This is a genomic window from Streptomyces graminilatus (assembly GCF_001418565.1).
GTDB lineage: Bacteria > Actinomycetota > Actinomycetes > Streptomycetales > Streptomycetaceae > Streptomyces > Streptomyces graminilatus.
This window is the reverse complement of the sequence record NZ_LIQQ01000181.1, coordinates 1-15354: the sequence shown is the minus strand read 5'-3', so window position 1 is coordinate 15354 and position 15354 is coordinate 1. Positions and strand designations below refer to the sequence as shown.

Annotated in this window: 14 protein-coding genes; 7 read left to right on the top strand and 7 right to left on the bottom strand. The window is 70.9% G+C overall.

Features of this window, described 5'->3' with window-relative positions; all coding sequences use genetic code 11:
• Positions 1-27: 27 nt before the first annotated feature.
• Together AOK08_RS16890 and AOK08_RS16885 are read left to right on the top strand one after the other, a co-directional pair.
• Entirely contained in the window at positions 28-1563 is a 1536-nt protein-coding gene (locus tag AOK08_RS16890) for a S8 family peptidase (RefSeq protein ID WP_198539294.1), read from the top strand.
• A gap of 130 nt (positions 1564-1693) precedes the next feature.
• Entirely contained in the window at positions 1694-2722 is a 1029-nt protein-coding gene (locus AOK08_RS16885; protein ID WP_422125744.1) for a CopD family protein, read from the top strand.
• Here the strand turns inward: AOK08_RS16885 and AOK08_RS46565 are convergent.
• Both AOK08_RS46565 and AOK08_RS16875 read right to left on the bottom strand, forming a co-directional pair.
• Positions 2688-2918, bottom strand: coding sequence for a hypothetical protein (locus tag AOK08_RS46565; RefSeq protein WP_055526396.1), 231 nt, complete (start codon positions 2916-2918; stop codon positions 2688-2690). The genes AOK08_RS16885 and AOK08_RS46565 overlap by 35 nt on opposite strands.
• Complete coding sequence (locus AOK08_RS16875; protein WP_055526394.1) at positions 2915-3787, bottom strand: sterol desaturase family protein; 873 nt, start codon at positions 3785-3787, stop codon at positions 2915-2917. The genes AOK08_RS46565 and AOK08_RS16875 overlap by 4 nt, the downstream gene beginning before the upstream one ends.
• A gap of 142 nt (positions 3788-3929) precedes the next feature.
• Here AOK08_RS16875 and AOK08_RS16870 point away from each other — a divergent pair, with 142 nt between their 5' ends.
• From AOK08_RS16870 to AOK08_RS16850, 5 genes are all read left to right on the top strand, one after another.
• The gene (locus tag AOK08_RS16870; protein WP_055526392.1) at positions 3930-4931 is read left to right on the top strand and encodes a DEDDh family exonuclease; all 1002 of its coding nucleotides are present in this window, start codon (positions 3930-3932) and stop codon (positions 4929-4931) included.
• 79 nt (positions 4932-5010) lie between these two features.
• Complete coding sequence (locus AOK08_RS16865) at positions 5011-5244, top strand: hypothetical protein (protein WP_079054071.1); 234 nt, start codon at positions 5011-5013, stop codon at positions 5242-5244.
• A gap of 105 nt (positions 5245-5349) precedes the next feature.
• On the top strand, positions 5350-6162 hold the full coding sequence (locus AOK08_RS16860) for an SURF1 family cytochrome oxidase biogenesis protein (protein ID WP_055526388.1): 813 nt from the start codon (positions 5350-5352) through the stop codon (positions 6160-6162).
• A gap of 84 nt (positions 6163-6246) precedes the next feature.
• Entirely contained in the window at positions 6247-8106 is a 1860-nt protein-coding gene (locus tag AOK08_RS16855) for a glycoside hydrolase family 15 protein (RefSeq protein WP_241826975.1), read from the top strand.
• Between the two features lie 5 nt (positions 8107-8111).
• On the top strand, positions 8112-8867 hold the full coding sequence (locus tag AOK08_RS16850) for an SDR family oxidoreductase (protein ID WP_055526386.1): 756 nt from the start codon (positions 8112-8114) through the stop codon (positions 8865-8867).
• 94 nt (positions 8868-8961) lie between these two features.
• Here the strand turns inward: AOK08_RS16850 and AOK08_RS16845 are convergent, their stop codons facing one another.
• The 5 genes from AOK08_RS16845 to AOK08_RS16825 form a co-directional block, all read right to left on the bottom strand.
• Positions 8962-10311: a phosphomannomutase/phosphoglucomutase gene (locus tag AOK08_RS16845; RefSeq protein ID WP_055526385.1), complete on the bottom strand. Its 1350-nt coding sequence runs from the start codon at positions 10309-10311 to the stop codon at positions 8962-8964.
• 96 nt (positions 10312-10407) lie between these two features.
• A complete protein-coding gene (locus AOK08_RS16840; protein ID WP_055526430.1) occupies positions 10408-11157 on the bottom strand; it encodes a nucleotidyltransferase family protein in 750 nt (249 codons plus the stop codon).
• 63 nt (positions 11158-11220) lie between these two features.
• Positions 11221-12123: a polysaccharide lyase gene (locus AOK08_RS16835; protein ID WP_055526384.1), complete on the bottom strand. Its 903-nt coding sequence runs from the start codon at positions 12121-12123 to the stop codon at positions 11221-11223.
• A 58-nt stretch (positions 12124-12181) separates the two neighbouring features.
• Positions 12182-13975 (bottom strand): right-handed parallel beta-helix repeat-containing protein, encoded by a 1794-nt coding sequence (locus AOK08_RS16830; protein WP_055526383.1) that lies wholly within the window; start codon positions 13973-13975, stop codon positions 12182-12184.
• The coding region (locus AOK08_RS16825) for a glycosyltransferase (RefSeq protein ID WP_206743403.1) at positions 13972-15354 on the bottom strand (1383 nt) is incomplete at its 5' end. The genes AOK08_RS16825 and AOK08_RS16830, both read right to left, overlap by 4 nt.

Below are 15354 nucleotides of genomic sequence, written 5' to 3'. Positions count from 1 at the left end.
CACGAACGAAGGAACCGGAGCCCCCTTATGACAGCACCTCACCCCCGCTTCCGTCGCGCTGTGGTAGCCCCGCTCGGGATGGCCATGGCGACGGCGTTCGCCTTCCTGCCCAACATCCAGGCCGTCGCGGCCGACACCGACGCCACCACCGGTGCCGCCGTCACGGCCGATGGGCCCTCGCTCAGCTATGTCGTCAACGTGTTCCCCGGGTTCGGCCCCTCCACGTACGTGCGGAAGGCCATCGCCAAGGCCGGCGGCACGGTCGTGACGTCGTACGACCGGATAGGCGTGGTCGTCGTCCACTCGGCGAACCCCGACTTCGCCAAGGTCATCCGCGAGGTGCCCGGCGTCCAGTCCGCCGGGAACACGCGCAACGCGCCGCTGCCCGCGCAGTCGACCACCGACGAGGGCGCCCCGAAGGTGCTCTCCCCGGCGGAGATCGCCAGTGCCACCGCCGCCGCAGGCGCGGGCCAGGACCCGCTGGAGCCGTTGCAGTGGGACCTGCCCGCCATCAAGGCGGACAAGGCTCACGAGAAGTCGCTCGGCAACTCCCGGGTGACCGTCGCCGTGATCGACACCGGTGTCGACGACACGCACCCGGACATCGCGCCGAACTTCGACCGCGCGGCCTCCGTCAACTGCGTGACGGGCAAGCCCGACACCACCGACGGGGCCTGGCGGCCGGCCACGGGCGAGAGCCCGCACGGCACGCACGTGGCGGGCGAGATAGCCGCCGCCAAGAACGGTGTCGGCGTCACGGGCGTCGCGCCGGGCGTGAAGGTGTCCGGCATCAAGGTGTCGACCCCGGCCGGGTACTTCTACACGGAGGCCGTCGTCTGCGGCTTCATGTGGGCGGCCGAGCACGGTGTCGACGTCACGAACAACAGCTACTACACGGACCCCTGGTACTTCAACTGCAAGAACGACCCGGACCAGAAGGCCCTGGTCGACGCCATCACGCGGGCCACCCGGTACGCGGAGCTCAAGGGCGTCGTCAATGTCGCGGCGGCCGGCAACGAGAACTACGACCTCGCGGCCGACGAGATCACCGACCCGGTCTCCCCCAACGACGGGACGCCCTCGGACCGGGTCGTCGACCCGTCCAAGTGCTACGACATCCCGACCCAGCTCCCGGGCGTGGTGACGGTCGCCTCGACTGGCGCCAAGGGCATCAAGTCGTCCTTCTCCAACCACGGCCTGGGCGTCATCGACATCGCGGCCCCCGGCGGCGACTCGACGCGCTTCCAGACCCCGGCCCCGCCCGCCACCAGCGGCCTGATCCTCGGCCCGCTGCCCGGCGGCACCTGGGGCTACATGGCCGGTACGTCGATGGCGACCCCGCACGTCGCGGGCGTGGCCGCCCTGATCAAGTCGACGCACCCGTACGCGCCGGCCGCCCTGGTCAAGGCGCTCCTGTACGCCGAGGCGGACGCCACGCCGTGCACGGACCCCTACGACATCGACGGTGACGGCAAGGTCGACGCGGTGTGCGAGGGCCCCAGGAACCACAACGGCTTCTACGGCCACGGCATCGCGGACGCGCTGGACGCGGTCACGAAGTAGCTCTGCCCGCCTGTCGGTTCGTCACTCTTTCCGGTTTTCCTTCGGTGGGCCGGGCCGCGTTCGCGCTGCCCGGCCCATTGTGTTGATCCAGTGCATATGTTGATACCTGGTCAGGAAACACGGCATTGGGGTGGGCTTGATACGACCGACTGGCAGGACGACCGGTGGAACGGCTGACAGAGCGTCCGACGAGGGCGGGCGCCCGGGGATCCGACGGGCCGTCACCCTGCTCGTGCTGGTGGCGCTGGCCGCGCTGATCCCGCTGCTCGGTCCGCCCCTCGCGATGGACGGCACCGGGGAGGCGGCGGCGCCCGGCGCGGCGGGGATCGGGCTGCTGCGGACGGTGCTGTTCGCCGCGCTGTGCGTCCCGGTGGGCGAGCTGTTCGTACGGAGACTGGCCGCCGGACTGCCCGGGGCGCCGGCCCGACGGGCACGCACCTGGGCGCCGTACGCGGCCGGTGCCGGTTTCGTCGCCGCGCTGGGGCTGGCCTCGGTGGTGTCGACCGGCAACCTCGTGCCGCACAGCCTGGCCGCGATCGATGTGGGCGGCCTGTACGACTCCCGGGACGGCAAGCTCGCGCTGCTGGAGGTCAACGGCTTCGCCGCGGCGGGACTCTGCGCGCTGTCGGCCCGCCCGGCCACCCAGATCTGGCCGTTGGCCGCGGTGACCGTGGCGGAGGCGCTGCGGGCCCATCCGGCACCGGAGCTCGATCCGCTGACCGGTTCGGCGCTGACGTTCGTCCACCTCATGTGCGCGGCCCTGTGGGTGGGCGGACTGCTGTACGTACTGCGGACGTTGCCCCTGTGGGGTGACGCCCGGGACGCGCGCGTGGCGTTGCTGGGTCTCTACGCGCGCGTGGCGGCCGTTCTGCTCGCCCTGATCACCGCGACGGGCATCTGGAGCACGCTGCGCCGGATGCCGCCGGACACGGTCCTGGAACAGCTGACGTCGACGGCGTACGGCCGCACACTGCTCGCCAAGGTGATCGTCGTGGCCGTCGTCGCCGTGCTCGCGCTGTGGGCGCGGCTGCGGCTGAACCGGGCGCCCGACCCGCTGACGGCCTGCGTCCCCGCGCGCGCGGAGGTCGTCGCGCTCGGTCTGGTGGTCGCCGTGTCGGGACTGCTCACCGCACTGCCGGTGCCGATCCGCTGGACGTGACGGTTGGGCGCGGCGCGGTGCTCGCGGCGGCGAGCACTTCGGCGGCCGGCAGTCCCTGGGCCGCGAGGTACGTGGGCGTGCTCCAGAGGTCCGGGCGGGGGAGCCGGGGCGGGTCCGCGACGCCGGCCGCGCGGGAGAACAGGCCGACGGCGGCGGTGACGGCGAAGGCGGTGAGGAGGATCCGGGCCGGTCTCACGCGACGGCGGTCTCTTCGGCCGCCCGCTCCGGGCGCGGGTGCGCGGGCTGCCAGCCGGGGCCCCGGACTACCCGCCCGGCGCGCTCACGCCAACTGCGCGCCGCCTTGATGTCCTTGACGATCGCGACGTACTCATGGGTGGCGACCTTGACGGGGTTGAACGTATTGATGTTCTTCGTCAATCCATAGACGGGCCGTTCGGTCTCGGCGGCGAACGAGCCGAAGAGCCGGTCCCAGACGATGAGGACGCCGCCGAAGTTGCGGTCCAGGTAGCCGCCTTGGGAGGCGTGGTGGACGCGGTGGTGGGAGGGCGTGTTGAGGACGTACTCGAACCACCGGGGCATGCGGCCGATCCGCTCGGTGTGGATCCAGAACTGGTAGACGAGGTTCGCGGAGGAGCAGAAGGCGACCGCGGCCGGGTGCACGCCGAGGGCGACGAGGGGGACGTAGAACGGCCAGACGGTGAGGGTGGTCCAGGGCTGGCGCAGGGCCGTCGTCAGGTTGAACCTGCGGCTGGAGTGGTGGACCACATGGCAGGCCCAGAGGATGCGGACGACGTGGTGACCGCGGTGGGACCAGTAGTAGAGGAAGTCCTGCGCGAGCAGCATGAGCGGGAGGGTCCACCACAGGACGGGCACGCGGAGCGGCGTGAGTTCGTAGGCGGCCGTGTACGCGGCGACGATCGGGATCTTCCAGAGGAAGTCGAAGGCCAGGCTCCCCAGGCCCATGCCGACACTGGTCGCGCTGTCCCTGGCCTCGTAGCCGGCGGCGTCCTCGTCGGGGTGGATCCGGACACCGATCATCTCGATCAACGCGAGCAGCACGTAGGCGGGTATCGACCAGACCACGACATCGGGGAGATTCGGCATGACTGCACGTTAGGGCGGTTCGCCGAGGGCGCATAGATGTTGTTACTGATAAGTATTCAGCATGGCGCGAGCCTGCCCGCCGGCTGTCCGTGTCCATGGGCGGGCGACGGACTGTCAGTCGCGGCCCGTATTCTCTGGGACCATGCTCGAAGACCTGACGCCCACGCCGTCCCCCGCCCCGTGGCCGACCGCATATCCCCAGGGGTACGCGGTCGTTGACGTCGAGACGACCGGTCTGTCCCGGGACGACCGGATAATCTCCGCGGCCGTCTACCGGCTGGACGCGCGCGGCGAGGTCGAGGACCACTGGTACACAACGGTCAATCCGGAGCGGGATCCCGGGCCGGTGTGGATCCATGGGCTGACGAGCGAGGCCCTGGAGGGCGCGCCGCTCTTCGCGGACATCGCCGAGGAGTTCGCGTCCCGGCTCGCCGACCGGGTGCTCGTCGCGCACAACGCGGTCTTCGACTGGTCGATGATCGCCCGGGAGTACGCGCGCGCGGAGCGCGAGGCGCCGGTGCGTCAGCGGCTGTGCACCATCGCGCTGTCCAAGGAGCTGGGGCTGCCGCTGCCCAACCACAAGCTGGAGACACTGGCCGCGCATTTCGGGGTCGTCCAGCAGCGGGCCCACCACGCGCTGGACGACGCGCGCGTGCTCGCCGAGGCGTTCCGGCCCAGTCTGCACGCGGCGGCACGCGGCGGCGTACGGCTGCCGCTGCTGGAGTGCAGGGCGCTGACGGAGTGGTCGGCGCCGGCCGCCGGCGCCGCCCGGCCGCAGATCGGACGGCAGGCCTCCGGGGGCTACGGCGGCCAGCCGGCCAGTTGGCGGCCGTCCCGCAAGCGGCCCGCGTGTCCGTACCCCAACCCGGGGCGGTACGAGGACGGGGGGCCGCTCAGACAGGGCATGCGGGTGGCGTTCTCCGGTGACACCTCGGTCGAACGCGACCTGCTGGAGGACCGGGCCGTCGAGGCGGGGCTCCATGTCGCGACGAGCCTGTCCCGGCTGACCAGCCTGCTCGTCACCAACGACCCCGACTCCATGACCTCGAAGGTGGTCAAGGCCCGCCAGTTCGGCACACCGGTCGTCGACGAGGCGGCCTTCGGGCAACTCCTGCGGGACGTGGAACCGGCGACGGAGGGATGACCGTACGGACGGGTGATTGGCGCCCGACTCGCCCGGCACCGTCTCGCCCCCACGGCACCGACGGCCCACCCTGTGGCGCATGGCCAGTTGTGAAGTCTGCGGGAACAATTACGGGATGTCCTTCGAGGTGCACGCACAGGGGGTGGTGCACGTCTTCGACTGCTTCGCCTGCGCGATCCACCGCATGGCGCCCATCTGCGAGCACTGCCGGGTCCAGATCATCGGGCAGGGCGTCGAGGCCGAGGGGCACTGGTACTGCGGGGCGCACTGCGCACGCGCGGAGGGGAGGGTGGGGATCATCGACAAGGTGTGAGGAGGCCTGCCCGAGCGGGCCCACGGGGGCCGGTGAGCCCCCGTGGCCGCCGGGTCCGCGTACCCCCCGCAACACACCCCACGGGCGAGTTGTACCGTCAGTGGGGTGTACCGCTTCCTCTTGTCCCGGCAGTGGGTGATCCTCACGCTGGTCGCCCTCCTTCTCATCCCCACGATGATCAGGCTGGGCATCTGGCAGATGCACCGCTACGAAGAGCGCAGCGCCCGCAACCAACTGGTCGCCGACGCGCTGTCCGCCGACCCGGTGCCCGTGGAGAAGCTGACCTCCCCCGGCCACACCGTCACCACCGACGAGCGGTACCGCACCGTCAGCGCGAAGGGCCGTTTCGACACCGCCCACGAGGTCGTCGTCCGCCGCCGCACCAACTCCGACGACGAGGTCGGCTACCACGTGCTGACCCCCTTCGTCCTCGCCGACGGCAAGGTCCTGCTGGTCAACCGGGGCTGGATCCCCTCGGACGGGCCGAGCCAGACCGCGTTCCCCAGGATCCCGGCGCCCCCCAAGGGCGAGATCACCGTCACCGGGCGGCTGATGCCCGCCGAGACGACCGCGGCGAGCGGAATCAAGGACCTCAAGGGACTGCCGGACCGGCAGGTCATGTTGATCAACAGTGATCAAGAGGCCCGGCGGCTGGGCGCCGAGGTGCTCGGCGGCTACATCGTGCTGACGACGCCCGGACCGAAGAACGACACCCCCGAACCGCTCGGCAGGCCCGGCGACGAGAACGCCGCTCTGAACTACGCCTACGCCATCCAGTGGTGGCTGTTCTCCGCCGGTGTCCCCCTGGGCTGGGTGATCCTCGTGCGCCGGGAACGCCGTGACCGCGCCGAGGCGGCGGCAGAGGCAGAGGCGGCAAAGACGCGGGAGTCGGCGGACACCGAGCCCGCCGGGGTGTGACGACGCGAGCCGCCGTGTCCCGCCGTGTCCCGCCGTGTGACGTAACCGGGGATTCTCGGCGTGTGACAAGGCGATCCCGCCCGAATGCCGGGGCCCCGCAGCGGGAACCCGCACGTCGTGCACCCCGATCAGAACGACCGCATCTCCTCTGTGCCCCATGTCCCCCTTATCGAGGACTACGCCCTCGTCGGCGATCACCAGACCGCCGCGCTCGTCGGCATGAACGGCAGCGTCGACTGGCTGTGTCTGCCCCGCTTCGACTCGGCCGCCTGTTTCGCCGCCCTGCTCGGCGACGAGCGCAACGGCCACTGGCGGATCGCCCCCGAGGGCGCCGACCGGTGCGTCCGGCGCGGCTACCGGCCCGGCACCCTCGTCCTCGACACCGAGTGGGAGACCGACGAGGGCGCGGTACGCGTCACCGACCTGATGCCCCAGCGCGACCTCGCCCCCGATCTCGTACGGATCGTCGAGGGCGTACGCGGCGAGGTGACCGTCCGCAGCACACTGCGGCTGCGGTTCGACTACGGGACGATCGTGCCGTGGATGCGCCGGGCGAACGGGCACCGGGTGGCCGTCGCCGGGCCGGACGCGGTGTGGCTGCGCACCGACAAGGGGGTGCGCACCTGGGGCCGGGACTTCACCACGTACTCGGAGTTCACCGTCGCGGCGGGCGAGCGGGTCGCGTTCGTGCTGACCTGGCACCCCTCCCACGAGCCGCATCCGCCGTTCACCGACCCGTACGAGGCGCTGGACACGGCCGTCTCGGACTGGCGGGACTGGTCGGCCCGCTGCCGGTACGACGGGCCGCACCGGGACGCCGTCGTACGCTCGCTGATCACCCTGAAGGCGCTGACCTACGCGCCGACCGGCGGCATCGTCGCCGCCCCGACCACCTCGCTGCCCGAGGAAATGGGCGGCGTACGCAACTGGGACTACCGCTACTGCTGGCTGCGCGACTCCACGCTCACCCTGAACGCGCTGCTGTCGGCGGGCTATCACGAGGAGGCCGAGCGCTGGCGCGACTGGCTGCTGCGGGCGGTCGCGGGCGACCCGGCGGAGCTCCAGATCATGTACGGGCTCGCCGGTGAGCGCCGGCTGCCCGAGTTCGAGCTGGACTGGCTGCCCGGCTTCGGCGGCTCGACCCCGGTACGGATCGGCAACGCGGCCGTACGGCAGCTCCAGCTCGACGTGTACGGCGAGGTGATCGACTCGCTGGCGCTGGGCCGGCGTTCGGGGCTGCCGTCGAAGCCGCACATGTGGCGGGTGCAGGTCGCGCTGATGGAGTTCCTCCGGACGGCGTGGCGGCGGCCGGACGAGGGTCTGTGGGAGGTGCGCGGCCCGCGCCGGCACTTCGTGCACTCGAAGGTGATGGCGTGGGTCGCGGCGGACCGAGCGGTGCGTCAGCTCGAACTGAACCCCAAGCTCAGCGGCGGCGACCTGGAAGGCTGGCGGGCGATGCGCGACGAGGTGCACCGGGAGGTGTGCGAACGCGGCTACGACCCGGAACGCAACACGTTCACCCAGTTCTACGGCTCCCGCGAACTCGACGCCGCCGTGCTGCTCCTGCCCCGCGTCGGCTTTCTGCCCCCGGACGACCCGAGGATCGTCGGCACCGTCGACGCGGTCCGGGACGAACTGGGGCACAGCGGGTTCGTACGCCGCTACAGCACGGACGGCCCGGAGGTCGACGGGCTGCCCGGTGACGAGGGTGTCTTCCTGGCCTGCTCCTTCTGGCTGGCGGACGCCCTGCACATGACCGGCCGTACGGAGGAGGCCCGCACGCTCTTCGAACGCCTGGTCGGCATCACCAACGATGTGGGGCTGCTGGCCGAGGAGTACGACCCGGTCGCCGGCCGCCAGCTCGGCAACTTCCCCCAGGCGTTCAGCCACATCGGCCTCGTCAACACCGCCCTCGCCCTCTACGGCGACGACCGGGCAGGATAGGGACCATGGATCTTGGACTGAAGGACCGGGTGTACGTCGTCACCGGAGCCACCCGCGGGCTGGGCAACGCCGCCGCGCGCGAGCTCGTCGCCGACGGCGCGAAGGTGGTCGTCACGGGGCGGGACGAGAAGACGGTCGCGGAGGCGGCGGCCGAGTTGGGGCCCGGGGCGGTGGGCGTGGCGGCGGACAACGCCGACCCGGAGGTCGCGGGGCGGCTCGTCGCGGCGGCCCGCGAGCACTTCGGGCGCTTCGACGGCATCCTCATCAGCGTGGGCGGTCCGGCGCCCGGGTTCGTCGCCGACAACACGGACGAGCAGTGGCTGGCCGCGTTCGACTCGGTGTTCCTGGGCGCGGTCCGGCTGGCCCGTACGGCGGTGGCGGAGCTGGCGGAGGGCGGGGTCGTCGGGTTCGTGCTGTCCGGGTCGGTGCACGAGCCGATTCCGGGGCTGACCATCTCCAACGGCCTGCGGCCCGGACTCGCCGGATTCGCCAAGTCCCTCGCGGACGAGGTGGGGCCGCGCGGGATCCGAGTGGTGGGGCTGCTGCCCGCGCGCATCGACACGGATCGCGTGCGTGAGCTGGACGGGCTGTCCGCGGATCCCGCGGCCACCCGGGCCGCCAACGAGTCGCGGATCCCGTTGCGGCGGTACGGGAGGGCGGAGGAGTTCGGGCGTACGGCGGCGTTTCTGCTGTCGCCCGCGGCGAGCTATCTGACCGGGGTCATGGTGCCGGTGGACGGGGGGATGCGGCACGGGTTCTGAGCCTGTGCCGCATGGTCGGCGCCTGTGCTTTGTGGTCGGCGGCTTCGTCGAGGTCGGCGGCGCGACCTCGACAAGCGCCGGTCGCTCCGTTCGCTCACCGGACGAACGTGAGTATCCAGTCGCGCAGTTCGGCCATCGATGCCTCGTCGCGGGCCTCCACGTTGAGCCGCAGCAGCGGTTCCGTGTTGGAGGGGCGGAGGTTGAACCAGCGGCCGTCGCCCAGGTCCACGGAGAGTCCGTCGAGGCGGTCGGTGACGGCTCCGTCGGCGTTCCGGCACGCCGCCTCGACCGCGTCCAGCGTGCGTGCCACGTCCGTGACCCTGGAGTTGATCTCACCGGAAGCCGTGTATCGCGAGTACCCGGCGACCAGTTCGGACAGCGGGCCGGGCTGTTCACTCAGGGCGGCCAGGACGTGCAGCGCCGTGAGCATGCCGGTGTCCGCCCGCCAGAAGTCGCGGAAGTAGTAGTGGCCGGAGTGCTCGCCGCCGAAGACCGCGTCGTGCTCGGCCATCAGCGCCTTCATGAAGGAGTGGCCGACCCGGGAGCGGACCGGCCGGCCGCCGTGCTCCCGGACGATCTCCACCGCGGCGGCGGAGGTGATGACGTTGTGCACGATCGCGGCACCGGGATTCCGGGCCAGCTCACGGGCCGCGACCAGGCCCACGATCGCCGACGGGCTGACGGGCGTGCCCTGTTCGTCGACGAAGAAACAGCGGTCGGCGTCGCCGTCGAAGGCCAGCCCGATGTCGGCGCCGCTGTAGCGCACCTGCTCCTGGAGATCCACGAGGTTCGCAGGTTCGAGCGGGTTCGCCTCGTGGTTGGGAAAGTTGCCGTCCAGGTCGAAGAAGAGCGGAATCACGTCGACGGGCAGATCGCCCAGCACCGCCGGGACGGTGTACCCGGCCATACCGTTTCCGGCGTCGACGACCACCTTCAGCCGGCGTTCTCCCTCGATCCGCACCAGTGAACGGAGATGGGAGGCGTAGCCCGCGAGCAGATCGCGGTGGTACGTCGTTCCGAGACGGTCGGCGTGGACCGGCTCCTCGTCGGTCTCCAGCCAGCTCCTGATCAACTCCAGTCCGGTGCCCTCGCCCACCGGGGCGGCCCCGGCCCGGCACAGCTTGATGCCGTTGTACCGGGCCGGATTGTGGCTGGCCGTGATCATCGCGCCCGGCATGTCCAGGCTGCCGGAGGCGTAGTAGAGGTAGTCCGTCGAGCCGAGCCCGGCGTCGATCACATCGGCTCCCGCGGAGTTGGCCCCGGCCGCGAAGGCCGCGGCGAGATCGGGCGACGTGGCGCGCATGTCTCTGGCCACGACCACGCACGAGGCCTTCGTCAGCCGTACGAAGAAGGCGCCGACTCTTTCGGCGATCGCGGGATCGAGCTGCTCGGGAACCTCTCCGCGGATGTCGTACGCCTTCACCAGCTGGGAGTAGTCGCTCATGGGGTGCCTTTCGAGGGCTCCGGGCGAACCGGGCGGACCGGCAGTCGCGGTCCGCCCGGGGACGGTGGGTGAAACGAGGGGAGGGACGGCCGCCGGTCAGGCCGCTGCGGCGGTGGGCCAGCCGAACGCGGTGACCTCGGCGGACGCGGTCTTCAGGTCCTTGGCGTTGTCCACGCCCCGCCAGTAGCCGTTGATCCGGTACGCCGTCAGCCGGCCCTGCTCGGCGAGGGACGGGAAGGTGGTGTCCTCGTGGTCCCCGAGATCCGGCAGCAGGGCGGTCACCTCGGGCTCGAAGAGGTAGACGCCCGCGTTGATCCAGTGCGGCAGCACCGGCGCCTCGACGAACTCGGTGACATGGTTGTCGCTGCTCAGCTCCACGACTCCGTACGGCGACTTGAGCGGGGTGACCGCCACGGTGGTCGTCGCGGAACGCTCGACGTGGGTGCGGGCCAGGTCGCGCAGCGAGAACCGGGTCAGGATGTCCCCGTTCAGGCCCACCCAGCGTTCCTCGGGGAACGGCAGTCGGCGGGCCGCGTGTTTGAGGCCGCCGCCCCGGCCGAGGGGCTCGTCCTCGACGACGACGCGGACCCGCAGCGGCAGTCTGTGGGAGGCGACGTACTCCTTGAGGACATCGGCCAGGTAGCCGCAGGACACGACGACCTCCTCGATGCCTTCCGCCGCCAGCCAGTGCGCCTGGTGTTCGAAGATGGGGCGGCCTGCGACCTCGACCAGCGCTTTGGGGACTCGGTCGGTGTACGGGCGGAGGCGGCTGGCCTGACCACCGGCGAGGATCACCGCCTGCCGGACCAGAGCTGTGTCCAGGCCGGTCACGGTGGCGCCGGGCATGTTGTTCACGGTGGTGCCGGGCGTGCTGTTCATCGTGTCTCCCGGGATTCGGTGTCGGGTGGTTCAGGCTCCGGCGATCGGGCCGATGGCATGGGTGGACACGGCGAAGCCGGCGAAGTCGACGTGCTGGGCGCGCGGTGTCGCCCAACTCTCGTCGCTGCCGCCGAAGAAGGTGGAGAAGAAGATCCCTTCGATGCCGAGCTTGTCGGTCGTACGGAACTTGAGGCCGCCGGTGTGCAGCACACGCCCGCCGTCCACACTCACGTCGATCGTGCCGTCGGAGCGGCCGGGCCTGTTGAGCCGGACGGCCTGCTCCACACAGAGCCAGCGACCCCTGGACCAGTGCCACGCGCCCCGGCCGAGCGAGGTGCCGTGCTCGACGGAGGTGGGCAGGTAGGCGTACACCTCGGCCTTGCCGCCGGTACGCCACATGTAGCGGGTGGACAGGCCGTTGCGGCCGTCGGGAATCTTTCGGCCGCTGGTGACGGTGCCGCCGTACAGACCGGGCAGCTTGCCGCCCCTGACGAAGTCGAATCCCTTCGGGAAGCGGACGTAGTACCGCAGATGGAGGGCGTCGACCGGTCCCGACTTCAGCGGCAGGTAGAGCTGTGCGCCGCCCCACGGCCGGTCGTACTCGCGGGCCACCGCCGGGCTCGCCGACCGGGCGGGGTACTGGACGCGCACCACCTGGCCCAGCCTGCTGTCCCGGCGCGGCAGGTACACGGCCCGGGTCAGCCCGAACGAGCCCTGGTCCTTCGGCTCCACATCGGGCCCGAAGAACCGCTTGGCGCCGGCCGGGTCGTCGCTCAGGCCTCTGTGGGTAATCCCGCTGGAGCTGGAGCTGGGCGAGGGGGTGTGGCCGCGCTTGCCGTCAGTGTCTCCGCCGTTCGAGGACGGACTTGAGCATGAGGCGAGCAGGAAGACCGTCGCCGCCATGACGAGCGCGATGCCTCGTCTTCTGTACATGGTGCCGTTCCTGTCTGGAGTGCTTGAACGCTGAGGTGCGGTCTGGGTGGTCAACCGGTCAGGCCGTGTTGCGCACATGGCGTGCGACCGAGGGCCGGGGAGTGCGGCGATGGCGCACCTGATGGATGGTCTGCAGGGCGATCGCCGAAAGCAGGGCGACGATGGCCGCGAAACCGAGCCAGGGGAAGGGCGGCAGCGTGGCCTCCGTGCTGCCGTGCCGCAGGATCCGCCCGTCGCCGACGAGGGCCCGCGGCGCCCGGACCAGGGAGTCGGTGATGTCGATGACGGCACCCTGGTCGGCCTGGATGCCCTTGAGCTCGGCCAGTATGTTCAGCTCCGTGCCGGTCGCCTTGACTTCCTTGGCGAGGTGGATTCCCCGGTGGGCGCCGGTGACGGCCAGTCCGTCGAGGGTGGCCGCCGCTCCCAGGTCGACGGCCGTGCCCGCGCCGGCGACCGAACTGCCCTTGACCCGCAGCCCCGGTGAGGCGGACGCCAGCCCTTTCCCGGAGACGTTGGTGATCCGCACGCCGGTGAGTGAGACCCCGGTGGTGGTGGCCGCGGCCGTCACACCCGCCCTGCCGCCGTCGACGGTCACGTTGCGCAGCACGGCACCACGTGCCTTGCCGTTCACGGAGATTCCGGTGCGGGAGCCGTCGATCCGGGTCCCCACGACGGTCACCCGAGGGCCGGACACGGTGATGCCCCGGTCGAAGTCGCTCACTCTTCCGTCCGTGACGGTGGCGGAGCCGATGTCCTCGCCCAGCGAGATTCCGGTGCGGCCGCCTGTGAGCTGGGGCTTCTTTACGGTCACCTTGCTGCCGGGGCCGGCGACGGACACCGCGACCTTCGTGTGCTGGACCGTCGCGTCGGTGACCGTGCAGTTCGCGCAGGACAGCAGTCGTATGCCACCGCCTTGGTCGGAACGGGAGTCCGGACGGGCGAGGCTGAGACCCTTCTGAGGGGCCGCCCGGACACCAATTCCCTTGTTGTCCCGGGTGGTGATGCCCGACAGGCTTCGCCCGTCGGTTCCGCCGACGCTCACTCCGTTGCGGCCGTTGCCGCGAGCGGTGAGCCCGGTGATCCGGGTGCCCGTGTCGCCGTTGAGAACGATCCCGTCCTCGGTGGACTCCTCGACGGTGACGTGATCCAGCTCGACCCCGTCCGAGCCGGCCAGCCGCAGGCCGGTGCGGTTGCCCTGGAAGGTGGAACCGACGGCGGAACCGGTGCTGCCCTTCCCCCAGGTGACACCGGAGAACCGTGCGGGTGCTTTCCCGGGCAGCCCGAAACCGGAGACCGTGGTACCGGCGATGTCGAGCCTGCCGCCCGCACCCATGTAGATGTACGGACGCATGGGAGCGTCCTCGGCGAGGTCGCCCCCGTCGGGGCCGGCCGCGGCGAGCGTGGTGTCGCGGATGTCGACGAACGCCCTGCTGCCGCGTATCCAGGTGGTCGAGGCCTCGTCGTGACCCGCGGTGAACAGCACCTTCTTGGTCACCTCCCCGATCTTCAGGGTGGTCCCCGGGGCGAGCAGCACCGCCGCCTCGACCTGTACGGCGGACGGGTCCTCGCCGTCCTGGGCGATCCAGTCCGGCCCCGTGTTGGCGGCCAGCCAGCTCATCGGGACCTCCGCTCCGCCCGGGGAGAGGCTGTTCTCCCGGACGCCGCCGCGGACGAGGTCCACCGCGCCCGGCCGGATCACGATGAGCCGCCCCGGCTTCCCGGTGCGCTGCCAGGCGGCGAGGTCCGCCTGCCCGGCGTCGGCCGCGACCGCCGGGGGTGCCGCGACGGACACGGCTGCCAGAGCGGTGAGCACGGTCACCGTCATGGACATCGCGCGGATGGTGCGCTTCACGCGTTCACCCCGCTCTCCACGGGCTGTGCCGTGCTCTGGCCGGTGCGTACGACGACACCGTTCTCGACGGAGACCTGACGGGTGAGCCAGCGCTGCTTGCGGATGGTGGCGAGGGCGCAGAGCTTGACCACGGCCATGACGAAGGAGACCAGTACGAAGCCGGGGACGAGGAAGAACGAGGACGGCTTCCTGACCAGATGCGGGAGGATCTTCATGGCCCGGCTGACCCACCACCAGCCGGCCAGGCAGGCGACGAAGAACCAGTCCTGGCGGATCACGGCAAGGGTCATGAAAGCCGGGGCCAGCAGCAGGGTGAAGCTGCTGACACCCTTGTCGACCAAGGTGAAGGCGAGGAACGGGTGGCGATAGACCCACCGCCGGGACAGCGCCCTCAGATCCGAGCGCCAGGTGTTGCGCGCCCAGCGCAGCCGTTGCTTGAGGAAGATCCGCCAGGTGCCCGGGAACGTCGACCAGACCCTCGCCGAGCGCTGCATGAACGCCAGGTGCCCGCGTTCCAGGATCAGGGTGGTCAGCCGCTTGTCGTCGCCCGACATACAGGGAACGCCCATGAACGTCTCCGCCATGAAGTCCGCGGAGATCTCCAGCAGCAGCGCCCTGCGGTAGACGGCGGTACGTCCCGACAGACAGGAGACGGCCCGGCCCATCACACTCTGCGAGGCGTTCTCGTCGAAGTACCGGTAGTCCAGGAACATGTCGTTGACCCGCTGGAGGAAGCCCTTCGGGTTGTAGACGTTCTGCCGGGTGCCGACCCCGCCGATCCTCGGATCGATGAAGGGCTTGCAGGTCTCGGCCGCCACGTCGGTGGCCCAGATGGTGTCCGAGTCGACGAGGGCGACCAGCTCGGTACTCGCCGCCTCCCAGCCCCGCACCAGGGCGTCCCGCTTGCCGGGGACGTCGGTGACGACGACGGTCACCGGATAGCGGGCGGCGATCTCCTGGCATGCGTGGTCGGTCGAGTCGATGACGAGGATGACCTCCTCGACGTCGTTGGCCAGCCAGGACTCGATCGCGTAGGCGAAGATCGTCGGGTCCTCCTGGTAGACCGGGACGACCACGCTCATGGGAAGCCGGAAGTCGTTCCGCACGGGCTTGTACAGAGCGGCGGGCGCCCGGCGCAGGAGCCAGCAGCTCCACCGCACCAGGCCGAGGACGCCCAGCGGGAGATAGATGAGGTAGTAGCGGAGATCAAGAAGGGTGTTGTCGAGAAGTCCGTTCATGGGCCTGTTCTCAAGTGGACCGCCCGGTCGGCGGACCGGGGCGGCGAAGTGATGGATGGCGGCCGTGAAGCGGGGGGAAGCGAGCGGGAAGGGGAGGTGCGGAGCGACGAGCGCGCCGGAAGCCGGGGCTCGGGCTGGGGG